Raw genomic sequence first — 20742 nt, forward strand, 5'->3', positions numbered from 1 at the left:
CTTGATAATTGGTTATCTTATTGTTTTTAAAAGTATTTATATAAAAATTTGGCTTTCATAGGTGATTTTCATGGGTATTCAGTGTTGATTTAAATGATCGAATTAATAGATGTAATTGCCTTGTCTCTACTCGCCTGTCTACGCCGTTTGCTATGGAACCTCCGTTGCCGGCCGATAACGCTAAGCTCTTGTCGAGGACTTGAAACTGGGTGTGAAACAGCCCGAACAATAAGAACGGCCGTGATGTGGGGGTTCGATGATGTTGCGACGGCTGATGGCCTGGCTGGCCATCTGTAGTGCACTGCTTGGCAATGGCCAGGTTTTGGCCGAGCCGGGCGTCGATGCCGGTGAGCTGCGCCTGGGCATGGTCAATGCGCAGAGCGGACCGGCTGCCGGGCTGGGGCAGGGCGTCCGCGACGGTGTCCAGGCCTATCTGATTCGCACCAATGCCGCAGGCGGCGTGCATGGGCGTCGCCTGAGTCTGCTGGTCCGCGACGATGGCTACGAGCCCAGGCGCACGGCCGATCTGACCCGGGAGCTGATCGGCTCCGGCAGCGTGTTCGCCCTGCTCGGTTACGTCGGCACGCCGACCTCGCGTGCGGCCATGCCGGCGGTGCTGGAGGCGGGGGTGCCCTACCTGTTCCCCTTTACCGGCGCCGAAGTGCTGCGTCACCCGGTGCACCCCTGGGTATTCAACGTACGCGCCTCCTATTTCGCCGAAACCGAGGTGCTGGCCAACTACATGACCGAGGTGCTGGGCCTGCGCCGCATTGCCTTGCTGATGCAGGACGACTCCTTCGGCGAAACGGCCAAGAGTGGGCTGGCGGGGGCTCTGCACTTGCGCGGCCTGAAGCTCGAGGCCGAGGCGCGTTTCCTGCGCAATTCGCTGGAGATCGGCGATGCCATGGAGCATCTGCGCGGGGTACAGCCCCAAGCGATCTTCTTCGTCGGTACCTACAAGCAGCTGGCTGCGGCCATTCGCGAGGCGCGGGCCAGGAACATGGCGGCGCGCTTCTTCACAGTGTCCTTTGTCGGTACCGACAACCTCATCGCCGAAGCGGGCCCGCTGGCCGAGGACGTGCTGATCTCCCAGGTGGTGCCCTCGCCCGAGGATGTTTCCCTGCCGCTGGTGCGTGACTACCGGGCAGCCATGGCCGGCAGCCCCATGGGCTACACCTCGCTCGAGGGCTATATCAATGCAGCCGTGCTGGTCGAGGCGTTGCGCCGCGCCGGGCCACAGCCGACCCGGGCGCGCCTGGTCAAGGAACTGTCCACCCTGGACATCGATCTGGGCGGTTTCCGTGTCACCTTCGGCCCTGACGATCACCAGGGCTCCGATGCCGTGTTCCTGACCCGCATCGAGCAGGGCAAGGCGGTACCGGTGCGTATCCGGCCCTGAGCAGCCTCAGTTCGCGATCTCCTCGGCGTGGTGGCAGGCCACCTGGCGCGCGTCGATCAGGCGTAGCTCCGGCACTTCCGTGCGACAGCGCTCGCTGGCGTGCGGGCAGCGCTTGTGGAAAGCGCAGCCGGGCGGCGGGTCGAGCGGGTTGGGCAGCTCGCCGGCGATCTTGATCTTCGGCTTGGCGGGGTCCGGGTGGATCGCCGGGGTGGCCGAGAGCAGGGCGCGGGTATAGGGGTGCAGCGGCCGCGCGTAGATCAGTTCCGCCGGGCCCATCTCGGCCGGGCGGCCGAGGTACATCACCAGCACGTCGTCGGCCACGTGCTGCACCACCGCCAGGTTGTGCGAGATGAACACGTAGCCGGTCTGGTACTGCTCCTGCAGGTCCATGAAGAGGTTGAGCACCTGGGCCTGGATCGACACGTCCAGCGCCGAGGTCGGCTCGTCCGCCACCAGTACCTTGGGCTGCAGCATCATGGCGCGGGCCAGGGCGATACGCTGGCGCTGGCCGCCGGAGAACATGTGCGGGTAGCGCTGGTAATGCTCGGGGCGCAGGCCGACCTGCTGCATCATGCTCTGCACCCGCTCGCGGCGCTCGGCGCGCGACAGACTGGTGTTGATCAGCAGCGGCTCGGCCAGCTGGTCGCCGATCTTCTGCCGCGGGTTGAGCGAGGCGTAGGGGTTCTGGAACACCATCTGCACGTCGCGGCGCAGTTGCTTGCGCTCGGCTTTGCCGGCGCCGGCCACCTCCTGCCCGGCGATCTGCAGGCTGCCGGAGGACGGCTCCTCGATCAGGGTCAGGGCGCGGGCCAGGGTCGACTTGCCGCAGCCGGACTCGCCGACCACCGCCAGGGTCTTGCCGGCTTCCAGCGAGAACGACACGCCATTCAGCGCGCGCACCAGGGCATTGGGCTTGAACAGGCCGCGGGAGATTTCGTAGTGCCGGGTCAGCTCGCGGGCTTCGAGGACGACGCTCATCAGGCCACCTCCGTGGTCAGGTTGAGGGGGTAGAAGCAGCGCACCGCGCCGCGCACGTGCGGCTCCAGCGCCGGGCGCTGCTCGCGGCAGTGCGGCTGGGCGTAGGGGCAGCGCGGCGACAGCAGGCAGCCGATGGGGCGGTCGTAGCGTCCCGGTACGATGCCGGGCAGGGTGGCCAGGCGCTCGGCACCCAGGCTGTGCTCAGGAATGGCCTTGAGCAGCGCCTCGGTGTAGGGATGGGTCGGCGCATCGAACAGGGTCGGCACACTGCCGATCTCCACCGCTTGCCCGGCATACATCACGCATACGCGCTGGGCCGTCTCGGCGACCACGGCCAGGTCGTGGGTGATCAGCACCAGGCCCATGCCCTCGCTGCGCTGCAGGTCCAGCAGCAGGTCCATGATCTGCGCCTGGATGGTCACGTCCAGTGCCGTGGTTGGTTCGTCGGCGATCAGCAGCTTGGGCTCGGCGGCGATGGCCATGGCGATCGCCACGCGCTGGCTCATGCCGCCGGACAGCTGGTGCGGGTAGGCGTCGAGACGGCTGGCGGCACCGGGGATCTCCACCCGCTCCAGCAGCTGCAGGGCGCGCACACGGGCGGCGCGGCCCTTGAGCCCGAGGTGCTGGCGCAGCACTTCCTCGATCTGGAAACCGACCGTGTAGCTGGGGTTGAGCGCGGTCATCGGGTCCTGGAACACCATGGCCAGGTCCTTGCCCACCACGCGGCGGCGCTGCCGGCCCTTGAGGGTGAGCATGTCGTGGCCGTCGAAGCGCAGGCTGTCGGCACGCACGATGCCGGGGGCGTCGATCAGGCCCATCAGGGCCATCATGGTCACCGACTTGCCGGAGCCGGATTCGCCGACGATGGCCAGTACCTCGCCCTTGTCCACCGACAGGTCGAGGCCGTCGACCACGGGTATGGCATCGGCTGCGCCGAAGCGCACGGAGAGGTTGCGGATGTCGAGCAGACTCATAGGGCTGTCTCCGATTCGTAGCCCGGATGCAATCCGGGGCGGGCCGGCTCGGAGGTGTTCCCGGATGGCATCCGGGCTACATGCATGGTCATGGCGGGCTCCTTACTGCGCATTCTTCAGTTTCGGGTCGAGCGCATCGCGCAGCCCGTCGCCCATCAGGTTGATCGCCAGCACGCTGAGCAGGATGGTCAGCCCCGGCAGCGACACCACCCACCAGGCGCGCTCGATGTAGTCGCGCGCCGAGGCCAGCATGGTGCCCCACTCGGGCGTCGGCGGTTGCACGCCGAGGCCGAGGAAGCCCAGGGCGGCGGCGTCGAGGATGGCCGAGGAGAAGCTCAGGGTGGCCTGCACGATCAGCGGCGCCATGCAGTTGGGCAGCACGGTGATGAACATCAGCCGCGGCAGGCCGGCGCCGGCCAGCCTGGCGGCGGTGACGTAGTCGCGGCCCAGCTCGCCCATCACCGCGGCGCGGGTCAGGCGCACGTAGCTGGGCAGCGAGACGATGGCGATGGCGATCACCGTGTTGATCAGCCCCGGGCCGAGGATGGCGACGATGGCCACGGCCAGCAGCAGCGAGGGCAGGGCCAGCATGATGTCCATCAGGCGCATGATCGAGGGGCCGAGCAGGCGCGGGAAGAAGCCGGCGACCAGGCCCAGGAGGATGCCGGGGATCAGCGACAGCAGCACCGAGGCCAGGCCGATCAGCAGCGACAGGCGCGCGCCATGGATCAGCCGCGAGAGCAGGTCGCGGCCCAGCTCGTCGGTGCCGAGCAGGAAGCGCGCCTGGCCGCCTTCCAGCCAGGCCGGCGGGGTGAGCAGGGCGTTGCGGAACTGCTCGCTGGGGTCGAACGGCGCCACCCAGGGCGCGAACAGTGCGCAGAACAGGATGACCAGCATGAACAGCAGGCCGCCGACGGCACCCTTGTTGTGGGCAAAGGCCTGCCAGAATTCCTTCAGCGGCGAGGGGTAGAGCAGCGCCTGGTCGGCGGCGGGCACAGCGTGGGATTGAGTCATGCGCGGGCCTCCTTAGCGTTGATGGCGAATGCGCGGGTTAACCAGGCCGTAGAGGATGTCCACGACGAAGTTGACCAGGATCACCAGGCAGGCGATCAGCAGGATGCCGTTCTGCACCACCGGGTAGTCGCGGGCGCCGATGGCCTCGATCAGCCACTTGCCGATGCCCGGCCAGGAGAAGATGGTCTCGGTCAGCACGGCGCCGGCCAGCAGGCTGCCGACCTGCAGGCCGAACACGGTGAGCACCGGGATCAGCGCGTTGCGCAGGCCATGCACGAACACCACGCGGGCCGGCGACAGGCCCTTGGCGCGGGCGGTGCGGATGTAGTCCTCGCGCAGCACTTCGAGCATCGCCGAGCGGGTCATGCGCGCGATCACCGCCAGGGGGATGGTGCCGAGCACCACGGCCGGCAGGATCAGGTGCATCAGCGCGTCCTGGAAGGCGCCTTCCTCTTCGCTGAGCAGGGTGTCGATCAGCATGAAGCCGGTGACCGGCTCGATGTCGTAGAGCAGGTCGATGCGCCCGGACACCGGTGTCCAGCCCAGGTACACCGAGAAGAACATGATCAGCAGCAGGCCCCACCAGAAGATCGGCATCGAGTAGCCGGCCAGCGATATGCCCATCACTCCGTGGTCGAACAGCGAGCCGCGCTTGAGGGCGGCGATCACCCCGGCGATCACCCCGAGGGTGCCGGCGAACAGCAGGGCCGCCAGGGACAGCTCCAGGGTCGCCGGGAACAGGGTGAGGAACTCCTCCCACACGCCCTCGCGGGTGCGCAGCGACTCGCCCAGGTCGCCCTGGGCCAGCTTGCCGATGTAGTCCAGGTACTGGGCCGGCAGCGGCTTGTCCAGGCCCAGGCGGTGCATGGCCTCGGCGTGCATCTCGGGGTCGACGCGGCGCTCGCCCATCATCACTTCCACGGGGTCGCCGGGGATCAGGCGGATCAGCGCGAAGGTCAGCAGGGTGACACCGAAGAAGGTGGGGATCAGCAGCCCCAGGCGTCTGGCGATAAAGGACAGCATTGCGTGGTGGTACTCCGCAGCTTCGGGTGGAGCCCTGGTGGGGCTTAGGGTTGTGTCCGCCTCACGCGGGCGAAGTTGTTCGAGCCCAACGGGCTGAGCACGAAGCCCTCGACATCCTTGCGCAGCACGGCGAACTGCCTGGGGTGGGCGAGGGCGATCCACGGCGCCTGGTCGTGGAAGATCGCCAGCGCCTCGCGGTACAGCGCGGCGCGGCGCTGCGGCTCGGCGATGCGGCGGGCCTCGCGGATCAGCTGGTCGAACTCGGGGTGACACCAGCCGGCCTGGTTCTCGCCGCTTGCGGCGGCGGCGCATGACAGGTTGGGGGTGAGGAAGTTGTCCGGGTCGCCGTTGTCGCCGGCCCAGCCCATGAACACCAGGTCGTGCTCGCCGTTCTTGGCGCGCTTGATCAGCTCGCCCCACTCGAACACGCGGATGTCGGCGGCGATGCCGATGGCGGCCAGGTCGGCCTGCAGCATCTGCGCGCCGATGCCCGGGTTGGGGTTGGTCGGGCCGCCACCGGGGCGGGTCCAGATCGACAGCTTCAGGCCCTGGGCGTGGCCGGCCTCGGCCAGCAGGCGACGGGCCTTGTCGAGGTCGCGCGGCCAGGGCTGCAGGCGCTCGTCATGGCCGAGCAGGGTGGCCGGGTAGGGCGCCGCCGCCAGGCTGGCGTTGCCTTCGCCATACTGGGCGCGCAGGTAGGCCTGGCGGTCGAAGGCCAGGTTGATGGCCTGACGCACGCGCACGTCGTCCAGTGGCGGGTGCCGGGTGTTGAGGGCGACATAGGCGGTGAGCAGCGAGTCCAGCTCCAGCACCTGCAGGTCCTTGTTTTCGCGCAGCGCCGGCACGTCGCTCGGCCGCGGGAACAGGGCGACCTGGCAGGCGCCGGCCTTGATCTGCTGCACGCGCGTGTTGGGGTCGGGGGTGATGGCCAGCAGCAGGCGCTCCAGCGCCGGCTTGCCGCCCCAGTAATCGGGGTTGGCGGCGAAGCGCACCTGGGCGTCCTTGGCGTAGCGCTCGAAGACGAAGGGGCCGGTGCCGATCGGCTGGCTGTTGAGCTGCTCCGGCGTTTCGGCATCGAGCAGCTGCTCGGCGTACTCGGCGGAGTAGATGGAGGTGAAGCCCATGGCCAGGTCGGCGAGGAAGGGCGCCTGCGGGTGTTGCAGGGTGAAGCGCACGCGATGCTCGTCGAGCGCCTCGATCTTCTCGATCAGCTCGGCGAAGCCCATGGCCTCGAAATAGGGGTAGCCGCGCGGGGCCAGCGCGTGCCAGTCATGGTCCTTGTCGCGCTGGCGCTGGAAGCTCCACAGTACGTCGTCGGCGTTGAGCTCGCGGCTCGGCTTGAACCAGGGCGTCTGATGGAATTTCACCCCCTTGCGCAGGGTGAAGGTGTAGCTCAGGCCGTCGGCGCTGATTTCCCAGCTCTCGGCCAGCGCGGGAATGATGCGGGTGCTGCCGGGGGCGAACTGTACCAGGCGCTCGTAGACCGTCTCGGCCGTGGCGTCGGCGGTGCTGGCGGCGGTGTACTGGACGATGTCGAAGCCCTCCGGGGCGGCCTCGGAGCAGACCACCAGGGATTGCGGCTGGGCGAACGCCGGCAGGCCGGCGCAGAGCGCCAGGAACATGAGGAGACTGCGCATGAACCTTTCCTTCTGCGGGTGAGGACGGGCGGAGCCCAGGGGGCTCCGTCCGGTGCGGCTTACTTGCCGACGCTCACGCCGTAGAAGGAGTTGAGCGCGAACGGGCTGATCTTGAAATCCTGCACGTTCTTGCGCATCGGCTGGTACACGGTGGAGTGGGCGATCGGGGTGATCGGCACCTGGGCCTTGAGGATGTGCTGCGCCTGCCGGTACAGCTCGGTGCGCTTGGCCACGTCGGTGCTGGCCTTGGCCTGCTTGATCAGCTTGTCGTAGGAGGCGTCGCACCACTTGGAGAAGTTGTTGCCGTCGACCGCGTCGCAGCCGTACAGGGTGCCCAGCCAGTTGTCCGGGTCACCGTTGTCGCCGCTCCAGCCGATCAGCATGGCGTCGTGCTCGCCGCCCTTGGCGCGCTTGATGTACTCGCCCCATTCGTAGCTGACGATCTTGGCCTGGATGCCGACCTTGGCCCAGTCGGCCTGCAGCATCTCGGCCATCAGCTTGGCGTTGGGGTTGTAGGGGCGCTGCACCGGCATGGCCCACAGGGTGATCTCGGTGCCCTCCTTGATGCCGGCGGCCTTGAGCAGCTCCTTGGCCTTCTCCGGGTTGTAGCCGGCGTCCTTGATGCTCTCGTCGTAGGACCACTGGGTCGGCGGCATGCCGTTCACCGCCAGCTGGCCGGCGCCCTGGTACACTGCGTCGATGATCGCCTGCTTGTTCACCGCCATGTCCAGCGCCTGGCGCACCTCGAGCTGGTCGAACGGCTTGTGGGTGACGTTGTAGGCGATGTAGCCGAGGTTGAAGCCCGGCTGCGACGGCATGTTCAGGTTCGGGTCCTGCTTCAGGCCCTCGAGGTCGGCCGGGCGCGGCAGCAGGGTGATCTGGCACTCGCCCTTCTTGAGTTTCTGCATGCGCACCGAGGCGTCGGTGTTGATGGCGAAGATCAGGTTGTCGATCTTCACGTCATCCGGTTTCCAGTACTCCTGGTTGCCGGTGAAGCGGATCTGCGCGTCCTTCTGGTAGCGCTTGAACACGAAGGGGCCGGTGCCGACCGGCTTCTGGTTGATGTCGGCGGCCTTGCCGGCCTTGAGCAGCTGCTCGGCGTACTCGGCCGAGTGTACCGAGGCGAAGCTCATCGCCAGGTTCTGGATGAAGGCGGCATCGACGCTGTTGAGGGTGAACCTGACGGTATGGTCGTCGAGCTTCTCCACCTTGGCGATGTTGGCATCCATGCCCATGTCGGTGAAGTAGGGGAATTCGGCCGGGTAGGCCTTGCGGAACGGGTGTTCCTTGTCGAGCATGCGGCCGAAGGTGAACAGCACGTCGTCGGCGTTGAACTCGCGGCTCGGCTTGAAGAATTCGGTCGAGTGGAACTTCACGCCCTTGCGCAGGTGGAAGGTGTAGGTCAGGCCATCGGCGCTGACATCCCACTTCTCGGCCAGGCCCGGTTCCACGGCGGTGCCGCCACGCTCGAACTGGGTCAGGCGGTTGAACATGGTCTCGGCCACGGCATCGAAGTCGGTGCCGGTGGTGTACTGGCCCGGGTCGAAACCGGCGGGGCTGCCTTCGGAGCAGAACACCAGGTTGCTGGCGGCGCTGGCGAAGGGGGCGCTGGCGATCAGCCCAGCGGCGAGAAAAGCCTGGATGACGGCGTTTTTACGCATGTTGACCTCATGTTTGTTGTGGTTGTCATCGTGAGGGGTGCCTTGTGGGCACCTTGCGTGAAGCTATGCACGGCATATGCCGTGATCAAGCGCGAAACGCAGATCAGTGTAGAAGCTGTGGCGAGTCTGTAACTGGTTGTCGCAAATCTGAAAGTCTGGTCAGAAAAAGCTGGCGCAGCGCCAGCAGGCAATGACAGCGCTGCGCTTCGCATCAGGGCAGCTGCACCTCGATCACGCCATCGGCGCTCATGCTCACCTTGCTGGTGCCGGCCTCGATCTGCGGCGCGGCCTCGCTCTTGCTGAAGCTGCCGCTGTCCATGGCCATGGCGCGCATCGGCATCACCGGCTGCAGGCCGCCACTGTTGAGGTTGAGGCTGACCAGCTGGTAGGTCTTGCCGCCTAGGGCCTCGGTGGCCAGCTGGGCGCGGGCCTTGAAGGCCGCCACCGCCTGCTTGATCAACTGGTCTTCGCTGGCCTTGCGGCTGTCCTCGGCCACGGCGAAATTCATCTCGGCCATCTTCAGCTCGCCCAGCAGGTCGGCGGACAGCTGCGCCAGGCGGGTGAACTCGGCGCTTTCCAGGCGCAGCTCGGCGCGCTCGCGCCAGGCGCCGATCTTGCTGCCTTCGTCCTCGTACACCGGGTAGCTGTGGCGGCTGCCCAGGCTGACCTTCACGCCCTGCACCTTGCGCGCCTTGTCGATGGCGGCGTTGAGGGTCTTGGTCACGCCGGCGGCCAGTTCGGCCGGGTCGTCGTTCTGCGCCTCGGTGTAGAGGGTGACGTACATGCGGTCGTGGGCCACTTCCTGGCTGACCTCGGCGCGCAGCGAAATCTGGTTGTAGCGCGGCTCGTCGGCCAGGGCCGGCAGGCTGGCGAGACTGGCCAGGCCGAGGGCGAGGGTGGCGGCGAGACGGTTGAGTGCGTGCATGGGAACTCCTTGCGGGTGGTTGTCCTTGAAGTTGACGAAGCTGTCAGACTATTCGGGTTGACGGCAGTTCGCAGATTTTCTTTTTCCAGTTGCCGGCCGCTTCGCGCTGCGTCCGGTTGCCGCAGGCAGACGGCCACCCCGGCGCTCTGGTTATACTCGGCGGATGCCGACGACCTCTATCTACGCCCCCGTCCAGTTACTCTCCGCCAGCCGGCAGAACCTCTGGCGCCTGACCCTGATCCGCCTGCTGGTGCTGGCCGCCCAGGGCGGCTCGGTGGGCATCGCCTACCTGTCCGGGCTGGTGCCGCTGCCCTGGCTGGCGCTGTGCATCACCCTGGGCATCTCCCTGGCCCTGTGCCTGCTCACCGCCCTGCGCCTGCGCGGGCCCTGGCCGGTGACCGAGCTGGAATACACGGTGCAGCTGGCCTGCGACCTGGTGATCCACAGCGTGCTGCTGTACTACTCGGGCGGCCCGGCCAACCCCTTCGTCTCCTATTACCTGGTGCCGCTGACCATCGCCGCGGCGACCCTGCCCTGGCTGCACACCATGGCCCTCTGCGGCCTGGGTCTGGCGGGCTACAGCGTGCTGCTGTTCTGGCCGCACCCGCTGGACATTCCCCTGGCCCAGCGCGAGTCCCTGCTGATCTATGGCATGTGGCTGTCGGTGGCCATGGCCGCGGTGCTGATCACCTTCTTCGCCGCCAAGATGGCCGGCGCCCTGCGTCGCCAGGATGAGCTGCTGGCGCTGCGCCGCGAGGAGGGCATGCGCGACCAGCAGTTGCTGGCCGTGGCGACCCAGGCCGCCGGCGCCGCCCACGAGCTGGGCACGCCGCTGGCAACCATGAGCGTGCTGCTCAAGGAACTGCGCCAGGAGTACCGCGACAAGCCGGCGCTGCAGGACGACCTGGCGTTGCTGCAGGAGCAGGTCAAGCTGTGCAAGGACACCCTGCAGCAGCTGGTGCGCGCCGCCGAGGCCGACCGCCGCCAGGCGGTGTTCGAGCAGACCGCCGTGCAGTGGCTGGAGGCGACGCTGAACCGCTGGCACCTGATGCGCCCCGAGGCCACCTACCGCTTCCAGTGCCTGGGCGGAGGCAGCGTGCCGCGCCTGCTGCCGCCGGCCGACCTGACCCAGGCCCTGCTCAACCTGCTGAACAACGCCGCCGACGCCTGTCCGGACAAGCTCGACATCCGCCTGGACTGGGACGAGCAGTGGATCAGGCTGAACATCCGCGACCACGGCGCCGGTGTGCCGCTGGCCATCGCCGAGCAGATCGGCCGGCCGTTCTTCACCACCAAGGGCAAGGGCTTCGGCCTCGGCCTGTTCCTCAGCCAGGCCAGCGTGACGCGGGCCGGCGGCTCGGTGAAACTGTACAACCACGAAGAGGGCGGGACGCTGACGGAACTGCGCCTGCCTCGACTGTCCCCGGGAGACGAACATGAGTGACGAGCAAGCGATCGAGCAGGAAGACCAGCCGCACCTGTTGCTGGTGGATGACGATGCCACCTTCACCCGCGTGATGGCGCGTGCCATGGACCGTCGCGGCCTGCGCGTCAGCGTGGCCAACTCGGCCGAGGAGGGCCTGGCCCTGGCCAAGGAAGACCTGCCGGACTATGCCGTGGTCGACCTGAAGATGGAGGGCGACTCCGGCCTGGTGCTGCTGCCCAAGCTGCTGGAGCTGGATGCCGAGATGCGCGTGGTGATCCTCACCGGCTATTCCAGCATCGCCACCGCGGTGGAGGCGATCAAGCGCGGCGCCACCAACTACCTGTGCAAGCCGGCCGACGCCGACGACGTGCTCACCGCGCTGCTCTCCGAGCATGCCGACCTCAACACCCTGGTGCCGGAAAACCCGATGTCGGTGGATCGCCTGCAGTGGGAGCACATCCAGCGCGTGCTGGCCGAGCACGACGGCAACATCTCCGCCACCGCCCGCGCCCTGGGCATGCACCGCCGCACCCTGCAACGCAAGCTGCAGAAACGCCCGGTACGGCGCTGAGTCCGTCGCGGGCGGCCGCTTCCTGCGCCGCCCGGCTGACAGCCTGGCGAAAGGATTTTTTCCGACACTCGCGGTTATCATTTGCCGCCTGATCAAGCAGTCGGGGCCGCCATGCTCGCCGTTTTCGCCATCACCGCCCCGGTGTTCGCCATGCTGTTCCTCGGCGTGGTGCTCAGGCGCCTGGGGCTGATCGACGCGCACTTCATCCACACCGCCTCGGCCCTGGTGTTCAACGTCAGCATGCCGGTCATGCTGTTTCTCGCCATCCTGCATGCCGATCTGTCGACCGCGCTGCAGCCGGCACTGCTCGGCTACTTCCTGCTGGCCACCCTGCTCGGCTTCCTGCTGGCCTGGGGCTGGGCCATCCTGCGCGTGCCGCAGGTCGAGCGCGGGGTCTACGTGCAGGGGGCGTTTCGCGGCAACAACGGCATCATCGGCCTGGCCCTGGCCACCAGCCTGTATGGCGACTACGGCCTGTCGCTGGGCGGCATCCTCGGCGGCGTGGTGATCCTCAGCTACAACACCCTCTCGGTGATCGTGCTGGAGGTGTACAACCCCAACGCCCGTGCCAGCGCCCGGAGCATCCTCGTGGGCGTCCTGCGCAATCCGCTGATCCTCGGTGTGCTGGCGGCCATTCCGTTCGCCTACTGGCAGGTGCGCCTGCCGGCCTGGCTGAGCACCTCCGGCGAGTACCTGGCGCAGCTGACCCTGCCGCTGGCGCTGCTCTGCATCGGCGGTACCCTGTCGCTGGTCGCACTGCGCGCCAGCAGCGGCCTGGCCATCGGTGCCAGCCTGCTGAAGATGGTCTGGCTCCCGCTCCTCGCCACGCTCGGCGCCTTCGCCCTGGGCTTTCGCGATGCCGAGCTGGCGATTCTCTTCCTCTACTTCGCCAGCCCCACGGCGGCAGCCAGCTTCGTCATGGCCAGGGCCGCCGGCGGCAACGCCGAGCTGGCGGCGGCGATCATCGTGATCACCACGCTGGCGGCGGTGTTCACCACCAACCTCGGCCTGTTCGTGCTGCGCTGGGGGCTGGATCTAGGCCTGCTCGGCCTGCCAGGCATCTACCACTTCCTGGGCGGCGCGGAACGCGTCGATGGCCGCCGGCACGCCGGCGTAGACGGCGCAATGCAGCAGGGCCTCGCGGATTTCCTCCACGCTGCAGCCACTGTTCAGCGCGCCGCGCACGTGGCCCTTGAGTTCCTGCGGGCACTTCAGCGCGGTCAGCGCGGCCAGGGTGATCAGGCTGCGGGTCTTGCGCTCCAGCACGCCGCGGGTCCAGACGCCGCCCCAGGCGTGCTGGTTGACGAAGTCCTGCAGCGGCTGGGTGAAGTCGGTGGCGTTGTGCAGGGCGCGGTCGACGAAGGCGTCGCCCATCACTTCGCGGCGCACCTGTTCGCCGGCTTTGGCGTTGTCGTTCATTGCGGGTCTCCGTGGCTCAGCGCTGGCGATGCCAGGCGCGGGCGCCGATGACCGCCAGGGTCACGGCGGTGAGCGGCAGGACGAAGGTCAGCATGGCTTGCTGGAAGGCGCCGAGCCAGGGGGCGCCGCTGCTGTTGAAGATCAGGTAGGCGGTGTACAGGGCGTAGTAGCCGACGAACAGGGCGCCTTCCCAGCGATTGATCGAATAGCCGTTGAAGAAGATCGGCAGGCAGGCGATGGCCACCGCGATCATCACCGGGAAGTCGAAGGCCAGGGCGTTGGCGGCCACCGGGATGGCGCTGGGCGATACCAGCGAGGCCAGGCCCAGCACGCAGAGCAGGTTGAAGATGTTGCTGCCGACGATGTTGCCCACGGCGATGTCACGCTCGCCCTTGAAGGCCGCCATCACCGAGGTGGCCAGCTCCGGCAGCGAGGTGCCCACTGCGACCACGGTCAGGCCGATCACCAGTTCCGACATGCCCAGGGCGCGGGCCAGCTGCACGGCACCCTCGACCAGGAAGTTGGCACCGCCGACCAGCAGCGCCAGGCCGGCGATCACCAGCGCCGCGTTGATGGCCCAGGCATAGGGCTTGGGCGTCTCGTGCAGGCCATACTCGTCCTCGAATTCGTCTACACCCTCCGCCTTCTTCTCGCGGCGGCTGCTGATGATCAGGAAGGCGGTGTAGGCGAGGATGCCGCCGAACAGCAGGGCACCGTCCAGGCGGCTCAGGCTGCCGTCCCAGGCCAGGGCCCAGGTGACCAGGCTGGCGCCGATCATGATCGGCACGTCGAGGCGGATCAGCTGGCGCGACACCAGCAGCGGTGCGACCAGGGCAGTGACGCCGAGGATCAGCAGGACGTTGGCGATATTGCTGCCGACCACGTTGCCGATGGCCAAGTCGCCGCTGCCGTCCAGGGCGGCCTGTACGCTGACGGCGGTCTCCGGCGCGCTGGTGCCGAAGGCCACCACGGTGAGGCCGATGATCAGCGGCGGGATGCCGAACTGGGCGGCCAGGCGGGCCGCACCACGTACCAGCACCTCGGCGCCGGCCACCAGCAGCACCAGGCCGGCGATCAGGTAGACGAAAGTCATCAGGGTCATGCTGAGCTCCTTGCGCAAAATCGCCAGAGCATAGCCAAGCGCGGGTGTTGCGTGCAGCCCCCTGAGTGTTGCGCCTTGCTTCAGTCGTCCAGGCTTTCCACGAGTACCTGCACCACGCCGGCGCGCAGCATGTCCAGCTGTTTGGCGGCGGCCTGCGACAGGTCGATCAGGCGCCCACGGCCGTGCGGGCCGCGGTCGGTGATGCGTACCTCCACCGAGCGTTCGTTGCTCAGGTTGGTGACCTTGACCCGGGTGCCGAACGGCAGCTCGCGGTGGGCGGCGGTGAAGGCGTTGTTGTTCAGCCGTTCGCCGCTGGCGGTGCGCCGGCCATGGTGGCGCGAGGCATAGTAGGAGGCCTTGCCCACGGCCTGGTAGCTGGGGGCGGGCTTGACCTTGGCGACCGGTGCCGGTGCCTTGACCACCGGCACGCTCTTGGGTGTCGGCGCGGGTGCCTGCGCAGGCTGCACGGCGGGCTGGCTGGCGCAGCCGGCCAGCAGGGCCAGGGGCAGGATGAAAGTCGCGATCTTGTGCATGGCGGCTCCCGGAGAAAGGAACGCCGGGTTACCCCGGCGTCGCGCTCTTAGTTTTCGAGCTTCTTCTTCAGCAGCTCGTTGACCTGGCCGGGGTTGGCCTTGCCCTTGGACGCTTTCATCGCCTGGCCGACGAAGAAGCCGAACATCTTGCCGCGCTTGGCCTCGTCGGCGGCGCGGTACTGCTCGACCTGCTCGGCGTTGGCCGCTAGCACTTCATCCAGCATGGCTTCGATGGCGCCGCTGTCGGTGACCTGCTTGAGGCCCTTCTTCTCGATCACCTCGTCGGCGCTGGCGCCTTCGCCGGCGGCCAGGGCCTCGAACACCATCTTGGCGATCTTGCCGCTGATGGTGTTGTCCTTGATGCGCAGGATCATGCCGCCCAGTTGTTCGGCGGAGACCGGCGACTGCTCGATGTCCAGGTTGTCCTTGTTGAGCAGGCTGGACAGCTCGCCCATCACCCAGTTGGCGGCCAGCTTGGCGTCGCCGCAGGCCTTCTGCACGGCTTCGAAGTAGTCGGCCATCTCGCGGCTGGCGGAGAGCACGCTGGCGTCATAGGCGGACAGGCCGTAGGCGTTCTGGAAGCGCTCGCGCTTCTGGTTCGGCAGCTCCGGCAGGGCGGCGCGCACCTCGTCGAGGAAGCTCTGCTCGATCACCACCGGCAGCAGGTCGGGGCAGGGGAAGTAACGGTAGTCGTTGGCTTCTTCCTTGCCACGCATGGAGCGGGTTTCGTCCTTGTTCGGATCGTACAGGCGGGTTTCCTGCACCACCTTGCCGCCATCCTCGATCAGCTCGATCTGGCGCTGGATCTCGTGGTTGATCGCCTTCTCGATGAAGCGGAAGGAGTTGACGTTCTTGATCTCGGCGCGGGTGCCAAAGGCTTCCTGGCCTTTCGGGCGCACCGAGACGTTGCAGTCGCAGCGCAGCGAGCCTTCGGCCATGTTGCCGTCGCAGATGCCGAGGTAACGCACCAGGGCGTGGATGGCCTTCACATAGGCCACTGCTTCCTTGGCGCTGCGGATGTCCGGCTCGGAAACGATCTCCAGCAGCGGCGTGCCGGCGCGGTTGAGGTCGATGCCGCTCATGCCGTGGAAGTCTTCGTGCAGGCTCTTGCCGGCGTCCTCTTCCAGGTGCGCGCGGGTGATGCCGATGCGCTTGACGGTGCCGTCATCCAGGGTGATGTCCAGGTGGCCCTTGCCAACGATGGGGTGGTCCATCTGGCTGGTCTGGTAGCCCTTGGGCAGGTCCGGGTAGAAGTAGTTCTTGCGGGCGAAGACGTTCTGCGGGGCGATCTCGGCGTCGATCGCCAGGCCGAACTTGCAGGCCATGCGCACGGCCTCGGCATTCAGCACCGGCAGGGTGCCGGGCATGCCCAGGTCGATCAGGCTGGCCTGGGTGTTGGGCTCGGCGCCGAAGGTGGTGGCGCTGCCGGAGAAGATCTTCGATTGGGTGCTGAGCTGGGCGTGGATTTCCAGCCCGATCACGGTTTCCCATTGCATTGCGGTTGTCCTCAGAATCCGGTCGGGGCTTGGCGGTGCCAGTCAGTCACCTGCTGGTACTGGTGCGCCACGTTGAGCAGGCGACCTTCCTGGAAGTAGGGGGCGAGCAGCTGCACGCCGACCGGCAGGCCGTCGACGAAGCCGGCGGGCATGGACAGCCCCGGCAGGCCGGCGAGGTTGGCGGTGATGGTGTAAATGTCTTCCAGGTACTCGGCGACCGGGTCGTTGTTCTTCGCGCCGATCTGCCAGGCCAGGTTCGGCGTGGTCGGGCCGAGGATCACATCGACTTCCTCGAAGGCTTTGACGAAGTCGTTCTTGATCAGTCGGCGGATCTGCTGGGCCTTGATGTAGTAGGCGTCGTAGTAGCCGGCGGACAGCGCATAGGTGCCGACCATGATGCGCCGCTTCACTTCCGCACCGAAGCCTTCGCCACGCGAGCGCTTGTACAGGTCTTCGAGGTTCTGCGGGTTCTCGCAGCGGTAGCCGAAACGCACGCCGTCGAAGCGCGACAGGTTGGAGCTGGCCTCGGCCGGCGCGATCACGTAGTAGGCGGGAATGGCGTGCTGCATATTCGGCAGGGAAATCTCTTTGACGGTGGCGCCGAGCTTCTTCAGCTCCTCGACCACGGCCATGACCTTCTCGCCGATGCGCGCGTCGAGGCCGGCACCGAAGTATTCCTTGGGCAGACCGATGCGCAGGCCGACCAGCGGCTGGCTCAGGGCGGCCAGGTAGTCATCCACCGGGGCGTCGACGCAGGTGCTGTCCTTCGGGTCGAAGCCGGCCATGGCGCCCAGCAGCAGGGCACAGTCCTCGGCAGTGCGGGCCAGCGGGCCGCCCTGGTCGAGGCTGGAGGCGTAGGCGATCATGCCCCAGCGGGAGACGCGGCCGTAGGTGGGCTTGATCCCGGTGAGGTTGGTGAAGGCGGCGGGCTGGCGGATCGAGCCGCCGGTATCGGTGCCGGTGGCGGCGGGCAGCAGGCGCGCGGCCACGGCAGCAGCGGAGCCGCCGGAGGAGCCGCCCGGCACGCGGGTCAGGTCCCAGGGGTTCTTCACCGGGCCGTAGTGGCTGGATTCGTTGGCCGAGCCCATGGCGAATTCGTCCATGTTCAGCTTGCCGAGGGTCACGGTGCCGGCGGCGGCCAGTTTCTCGACCACGGTGGCGTTGTACGGTGCCTTGAAGCCGGTGAGGATCTTCGAGGCGCAGCTGGTCAGTACGCCCTGGGTGCAGAACAGGTCCTTGTGGCCGATCGGCGCGCCGAGCAGGGCGCCGTCTTCGCCTGCCGCGCGGCGGGCGTCGGCGGCTTGCGCCTGGGCACGGGCCAGCTCTTCGGTCACGGTGATGAAGCTGTTCAGTTTCGGGTCGAGCTGGGCGATGCGCGCCAGCAGGGCGCCGGTCAGCTCCACGGAGGAGAAGGTCTTGTCCTTCAGGCCGCGGGCGATCTCGGCCAGGGTCAGTTGATGCATGGGGAACCCTTTCCTTTTATTCGATGACTTTCGGCACGAGGTACAGGCCGCTTTCCACGGCCGGGGCGATGGCCTGGTAGGCGTCGCGCTGATTTGTTTCGGTGACAACGTCGGCGCGCAGGCGCTGGGTGGCATCCAGCGGGTGGGCCATGGGCTCGATGCCGCTGGTGTCGACCGCCTGCATGGCGTCGATCAGGCCGAGGATGTTGTTGAGGGTCGCAGTGGTTTGCGGAATATCGCCTTCGTTCAGGCCCAGGCGGGCCAGGTGGGCGATCTTTTCCACGTCGGAGCGTTCGAGCGCCATCGTGATTCTCCAGGGAGCGAGCGGTGGAAACAGGCGGGGAACGGATGCCGCATGTGGCGGTCAAAGGCCGCGAATTGTGGGCTGCAAGGCCCGGAAAAGCAGGCAATTTAGCATATCTGGCGCCTTGCCCAAAAGGCCGCTCGTTGATAGAGTTTGCCGCACTTTTTTACCCAGCGTTTTCACCACGCTCTGTCTAGGGTTCTCTCCCCATGTTCAAGAAACTGCGTGGCATGTTTTCCAGCGATCTGTCGATCGACCTGGGCACTGCCAATACCCTGATCTATGTCCGCGAGCGCGGTATCGTCCTCAACGAGCCGTCCGTGGTCGCCATTCGTAGCAGTGGCAACCAGAAATCCGTGGTTGCCGTCGGCACCGAGGCCAAGCGCATGCTCGGCCGTACCCCGGGCAACATCTCCGCCATCCGCCCGATGAAGGACGGCGTGATCGCCGACTTCAGCGTCTGCGAGAAGATGCTGCAGTACTTCATCAACAAGGTGCACGAGAACAGCTTCCTGCAGCCGTCGCCGCGCGTGCTGATCTGCGTGCCGTGCAAGTCGACCCAGGTCGAGCGCCGCGCCATCCGTGAATCCGCCCTGGGCGCCGGTGCCCGCGAAGTGTTCCTGATCGAAGAGCCGATGGCCGCCGCCATCGGTGCCGGCCTGCCGGTCGAAGAGGCCCGCGGCTCGATGGTCGTCGACATCGGCGGCGGCACTACCGAGATCGCCCTGATCTCGCTGAACGGCGTGGTCTACGCCGAGTCCGTGCGCGTTGGCGGCGACCGCTTCGACGAAGCCATCATCACCTACGTGCGCCGCAACTACGGTTCGCTGATCGGCGAATCCACCGCCGAGCGCATCAAGCAGGAAATCGGCACCGCCTACGCCGGCGGTGAAGTGCGCGAAGTCGACGTGCGCGGCCGCAACCTGGCCGAGGGCGTGCCGCGCAGCTTCACCCTGAACTCCAACGAGGTGCTGGAGGCTCTGCAGGAGTCCCTGGCCACCATCGTCCAGGCGGTCAAGAGCGCCCTGGAACAGTCGCCGCCGGAACTGGCCTCCGACATCGCCGAGCGCGGCCTGGTGCTGACCGGCGGTGGCGCGCTGCTGCGCGACCTGGACAAGCTGCTGGCCCAGGAGACCGGCCTGCCGGTGATCGTCGCCGAGGACCCGCTGACCTGCGTGGCCCGTGGTGGCGGTCGTGCCCTGGAAATGATGGACCGTCACTCCATGGACCTGCTGTCCACCGAGTGATGCTGAAGAGGTAAGCCGAAGCCGGAAGCTGGTCCTTCCGGCTTTGTGTTTTCTAGCTGTCGGCCTGGAGTAGTTGCCATCAAACCGCTATTTGCCAAGGGACCATCGCTGGGCGTACGACTGCTGGTACTGGTCGTGCTGTCGGCCGTGCTGATGGTGGTGGATGCGCGTTTCGAGGTGCTGCAGCCGCTGCGTGCCAAGCTCGGAGTGATCACCGGGCCGGCTTACCAGGTGGCGCGCCTGCCGGTGACCCTGTGGCAGGCGCTGACCCAGCAGTTCACCAGCCGCAGCGAGCTGATGGCGGAGAACGAGAAGCTCAAGGCCGAGGCCCTGCTGATGCAGGGGCGCCTGCAGAAGCTGGCCACCCTCACCGAGCAGAACGTGCGCCTGCGCGAGCTGCTCAATTCCGCCGCCCTGGTGGACGAGAAGGTGTTGGTCACCGAGCTGATCGGCATCGACCCCAACCCCTTCACCCACCGCATCCTGATCGACAAGGGCGATAAGGACGGCGTGTTCCTCGGCCAGCCGGTGCTCGACGCCCGCGGCCTGATGGGCCAGGTGGTCGAGGTGATGCCCTACACCGCCCGCGTGCTGCTGCTCACCGACACCAACCACAGCATCCCGGTGCAGGTGAACCGCAACGGCATGCGCGCCATCGCCGCCGGCAGCGGCAACCCGGAGCGCCTGGAGCTGCGCCACGTGGCCGACACGGCGGACATCAAGGAAGGCGATCTGCTGGTCAGCTCCGGCATGGGCCAGCGTTTCCCGGCCGGCTATCCGGTGGCCACGGTCAGCGAGGTGGTGCACGACTCCGGCCAGCCCTTTGCCATCGTCCGCGCCGTGCCCACCGCGGCGCTCAACCGCAGCCGCTACATGCTGCTGGTGTTCACTGACGGGCGCACCGCCGAGGAGCGCGCCACCGAGGCCGCCGAGGCCCAGGAGGCCGCCGATCGCGAGGCCGAGGCTCAGGTCAAGCCCGAGACGCCGCCGGCCGCTACCGCACCGGCACAGCCCGCGACCGCACCGGCGCCTGCCGTCGAACGGGAGAATCAATGATGGTCCAGCTCAAGGCACGCAACGGCTGGGTGATCTGGGCCACCCTGCTGCTGGCCCTGCTGCTCAGCGTGGCGCCCCTGTTGCCGTTCATGGAAGTCGGCCGGCCGCTGTGGCTGGCGCTGTTCCTGTCCTACTGGGTGCTGGCCGTGCCGCACCGTATCGGCATGGTCGGCGCCTGGAGCCTGGGCCTGGTGCTGGATGTGCTCAATGGCACCCTGCTCGGGCAGAACGCCCTGATCCTCACGCTGATCACCTTCCTGGTGCTGTCGCTGCAGCGTCGCCTGCAGATGTTCCCCATGTGGCAGCAGAGCCTGGTGCTGCTGGTGGTGTTCGGCCTGGCCCAGCTGGTGCAGCTGTGGCTCAACGCCCTGACCGGCAACCGTCCGCCGACCCTGACCTTCGTCCTGCCGGCGCTGATCAGTGCCTTGCTCTGGCCCTGGGTGTTCGCCATCCTGCGGGGACTGCAACAGCGCTTCGCGGTGCATTGAGGCGCCTTTCCCACCCCCCCCCTGAC

The 20742-nt window shown here is 67.3% G+C and carries 19 protein-coding genes and 1 pseudogene; 7 read left to right on the top strand and 13 right to left on the bottom strand.

The features are described from left to right. The first annotated feature begins 259 nt into the window (after positions 1-259). Positions 260-1399, top strand: coding sequence for an ABC transporter substrate-binding protein (locus AAG092_RS14880; RefSeq protein WP_373387278.1), 1140 nt, complete (start codon positions 260-262; stop codon positions 1397-1399). A 6-nt stretch (positions 1400-1405) separates the two neighbouring features. On the opposite strand, the gene AAG092_RS14885 is transcribed toward AAG092_RS14880, so the two are convergent. The 7 genes from AAG092_RS14885 to AAG092_RS14915 form a co-directional block, all read right to left on the bottom strand. Then, positions 1406-2377 (bottom strand): peptide ABC transporter ATP-binding protein, encoded by a 972-nt coding sequence (locus AAG092_RS14885; RefSeq protein ID WP_373387279.1) that lies wholly within the window; start codon positions 2375-2377, stop codon positions 1406-1408. Further along, a complete protein-coding gene (locus AAG092_RS14890; protein ID WP_373387280.1) occupies positions 2377-3351 on the bottom strand; it encodes an ABC transporter ATP-binding protein in 975 nt (324 codons plus the stop codon). The genes AAG092_RS14885 and AAG092_RS14890 overlap by 1 nt, the downstream gene beginning before the upstream one ends. A 102-nt stretch (positions 3352-3453) precedes the next feature. Further along, a complete protein-coding gene (locus AAG092_RS14895; protein WP_373387281.1) occupies positions 3454-4365 on the bottom strand; it encodes an ABC transporter permease subunit in 912 nt (303 codons plus the stop codon). A 12-nt stretch (positions 4366-4377) separates the two neighbouring features. Next, entirely contained in the window at positions 4378-5388 is a 1011-nt protein-coding gene (locus AAG092_RS14900) for an ABC transporter permease subunit (RefSeq protein WP_373387282.1), read from the bottom strand. Positions 5389-5432: 44 nt separating this feature from the next. After that, on the bottom strand, positions 5433-7025 hold the full coding sequence (locus tag AAG092_RS14905) for an ABC transporter substrate-binding protein (protein ID WP_373387283.1): 1593 nt from the start codon (positions 7023-7025) through the stop codon (positions 5433-5435). A gap of 59 nt (positions 7026-7084) precedes the next feature. Then, entirely contained in the window at positions 7085-8686 is a 1602-nt protein-coding gene (locus tag AAG092_RS14910) for an ABC transporter substrate-binding protein (protein ID WP_373387284.1), read from the bottom strand. Between the two features lie 211 nt (positions 8687-8897). After that, positions 8898-9611 carry an SIMPL domain-containing protein gene (locus AAG092_RS14915; RefSeq protein ID WP_373387285.1) on the bottom strand — a complete coding sequence of 238 codons (714 nt, stop codon included), beginning with the start codon at positions 9609-9611 and terminating at the stop codon, positions 8898-8900. A 178-nt stretch (positions 9612-9789) separates the two neighbouring features. Between AAG092_RS14915 and AAG092_RS14920 the strand changes: the two genes are divergently transcribed. The 3 genes and pseudogenes from AAG092_RS14920 (at position 9790) to AAG092_RS14930 (ending at position 12647) form a co-directional block, all read left to right on the top strand. Further along, positions 9790-11055 (top strand): ATP-binding protein, encoded by a 1266-nt coding sequence (locus tag AAG092_RS14920; protein ID WP_110683888.1) that lies wholly within the window; start codon positions 9790-9792, stop codon positions 11053-11055. Beyond that, positions 11048-11608: a response regulator transcription factor gene (locus tag AAG092_RS14925; RefSeq protein WP_110683793.1), complete on the top strand. Its 561-nt coding sequence runs from the start codon at positions 11048-11050 to the stop codon at positions 11606-11608. Before AAG092_RS14920 ends, AAG092_RS14925 begins: the two co-directional genes overlap by 8 nt. 111 nt (positions 11609-11719) lie before the next feature. Beyond that, a pseudogene (locus AAG092_RS14930) lies at positions 11720-12647 on the top strand (AEC family transporter). Here AAG092_RS14930 and AAG092_RS14935 read toward each other — a convergent pair. The 6 genes from AAG092_RS14935 to gatC form a co-directional block, all read right to left on the bottom strand. Further along, positions 12644-13027: a carboxymuconolactone decarboxylase family protein gene (locus AAG092_RS14935; RefSeq protein WP_110683795.1), complete on the bottom strand. Its 384-nt coding sequence runs from the start codon at positions 13025-13027 to the stop codon at positions 12644-12646. The pseudogene AAG092_RS14930 and the gene AAG092_RS14935 sit on opposite strands and share 4 nt — an antisense overlap. A gap of 16 nt (positions 13028-13043) precedes the next feature. After that, on the bottom strand, positions 13044-14129 hold the full coding sequence (locus AAG092_RS14940) for a calcium/sodium antiporter (RefSeq protein WP_110683796.1): 1086 nt from the start codon (positions 14127-14129) through the stop codon (positions 13044-13046). A gap of 80 nt (positions 14130-14209) precedes the next feature. Then, complete coding sequence (locus AAG092_RS14945) at positions 14210-14662, bottom strand: septal ring lytic transglycosylase RlpA family protein (RefSeq protein ID WP_373387286.1); 453 nt, start codon at positions 14660-14662, stop codon at positions 14210-14212. Between the two features lie 47 nt (positions 14663-14709). Further along, positions 14710-16158: an Asp-tRNA(Asn)/Glu-tRNA(Gln) amidotransferase subunit GatB gene (gatB, locus tag AAG092_RS14950; protein WP_373387287.1), complete on the bottom strand. Its 1449-nt coding sequence runs from the start codon at positions 16156-16158 to the stop codon at positions 14710-14712. 11 nt (positions 16159-16169) lie between these two features. Then, positions 16170-17621, bottom strand: coding sequence for an Asp-tRNA(Asn)/Glu-tRNA(Gln) amidotransferase subunit GatA (gene gatA / locus AAG092_RS14955; RefSeq protein WP_373387288.1), 1452 nt, complete (start codon positions 17619-17621; stop codon positions 16170-16172). Between the two features lie 16 nt (positions 17622-17637). Then, on the bottom strand, positions 17638-17925 hold the full coding sequence (gene gatC, locus AAG092_RS14960) for an Asp-tRNA(Asn)/Glu-tRNA(Gln) amidotransferase subunit GatC (protein WP_110683800.1): 288 nt from the start codon (positions 17923-17925) through the stop codon (positions 17638-17640). Positions 17926-18134: 209 nt separating this feature from the next. On the opposite strand from gatC, the gene mreB reads away from it, so the two are divergent. From mreB to mreD, 3 genes are all read left to right on the top strand, one after another. After that, complete coding sequence (gene mreB, locus AAG092_RS14965) at positions 18135-19172, top strand: rod shape-determining protein MreB (protein WP_043309161.1); 1038 nt, start codon at positions 18135-18137, stop codon at positions 19170-19172. Positions 19173-19295: 123 nt separating this feature from the next. Then, positions 19296-20228 carry a rod shape-determining protein MreC gene (gene mreC / locus AAG092_RS14970; protein WP_373389602.1) on the top strand — a complete coding sequence of 311 codons (933 nt, stop codon included), beginning with the start codon at positions 19296-19298 and terminating at the stop codon, positions 20226-20228. After that, positions 20228-20716, top strand: a complete 489-nt coding sequence (gene mreD / locus AAG092_RS14975) for a rod shape-determining protein MreD (protein WP_110683890.1) — start codon at positions 20228-20230, stop codon at positions 20714-20716. The genes mreC and mreD overlap by 1 nt, the downstream gene beginning before the upstream one ends. Positions 20717-20742: the final 26 nt, after the last annotated feature.

It is taken from the genome of Pseudomonas alcaligenes, assembly GCF_041729615.1.
Classification (GTDB): domain Bacteria; phylum Pseudomonadota; class Gammaproteobacteria; order Pseudomonadales; family Pseudomonadaceae; genus Aquipseudomonas; species Aquipseudomonas alcaligenes_B.

Excerpts from the sequence above, each read along its gene's own strand:
- AAG092_RS14880 (WP_373387278.1), top strand. The coding sequence starts at position 260 with ATGTTGCGACGGCTGATGGCCTGGCTGGCCATCTGTAGTGCACTGCTT.
- AAG092_RS14885 (WP_373387279.1), bottom strand. The coding sequence starts at position 2,377 with ATGAGCGTCGTCCTCGAAGCCCGCGAGCTGACCCGGCACTACGAAATC.
- AAG092_RS14890 (WP_373387280.1), bottom strand. The coding sequence starts at position 3,351 with ATGAGTCTGCTCGACATCCGCAACCTCTCCGTGCGCTTCGGCGCAGCC.
- AAG092_RS14895 (WP_373387281.1), bottom strand. The coding sequence starts at position 4,365 with ATGACTCAATCCCACGCTGTGCCCGCCGCCGACCAGGCGCTGCTCTAC.
- AAG092_RS14900 (WP_373387282.1), bottom strand. The coding sequence starts at position 5,388 with ATGCTGTCCTTTATCGCCAGACGCCTGGGGCTGCTGATCCCCACCTTC.
- AAG092_RS14905 (WP_373387283.1), bottom strand. The coding sequence starts at position 7,025 with ATGCGCAGTCTCCTCATGTTCCTGGCGCTCTGCGCCGGCCTGCCGGCG.
- AAG092_RS14910 (WP_373387284.1), bottom strand. The coding sequence starts at position 8,686 with ATGCGTAAAAACGCCGTCATCCAGGCTTTTCTCGCCGCTGGGCTGATC.
- AAG092_RS14915 (WP_373387285.1), bottom strand. The coding sequence starts at position 9,611 with ATGCACGCACTCAACCGTCTCGCCGCCACCCTCGCCCTCGGCCTGGCC.
- AAG092_RS14925 (WP_110683793.1), top strand. The coding sequence starts at position 11,048 with ATGAGTGACGAGCAAGCGATCGAGCAGGAAGACCAGCCGCACCTGTTG.
- AAG092_RS14935 (WP_110683795.1), bottom strand. The coding sequence starts at position 13,027 with ATGAACGACAACGCCAAAGCCGGCGAACAGGTGCGCCGCGAAGTGATG.
- AAG092_RS14940 (WP_110683796.1), bottom strand. The coding sequence starts at position 14,129 with ATGACCCTGATGACTTTCGTCTACCTGATCGCCGGCCTGGTGCTGCTG.
- AAG092_RS14945 (WP_373387286.1), bottom strand. The coding sequence starts at position 14,662 with ATGCACAAGATCGCGACTTTCATCCTGCCCCTGGCCCTGCTGGCCGGC.
- gatB (WP_373387287.1), bottom strand. The coding sequence starts at position 16,158 with ATGCAATGGGAAACCGTGATCGGGCTGGAAATCCACGCCCAGCTCAGC.
- gatA (WP_373387288.1), bottom strand. The coding sequence starts at position 17,621 with ATGCATCAACTGACCCTGGCCGAGATCGCCCGCGGCCTGAAGGACAAG.
- gatC (WP_110683800.1), bottom strand. The coding sequence starts at position 17,925 with ATGGCGCTCGAACGCTCCGACGTGGAAAAGATCGCCCACCTGGCCCGC.
- mreB (WP_043309161.1), top strand. The coding sequence starts at position 18,135 with ATGTTCAAGAAACTGCGTGGCATGTTTTCCAGCGATCTGTCGATCGAC.
- mreD (WP_110683890.1), top strand. The coding sequence starts at position 20,228 with ATGGTCCAGCTCAAGGCACGCAACGGCTGGGTGATCTGGGCCACCCTG.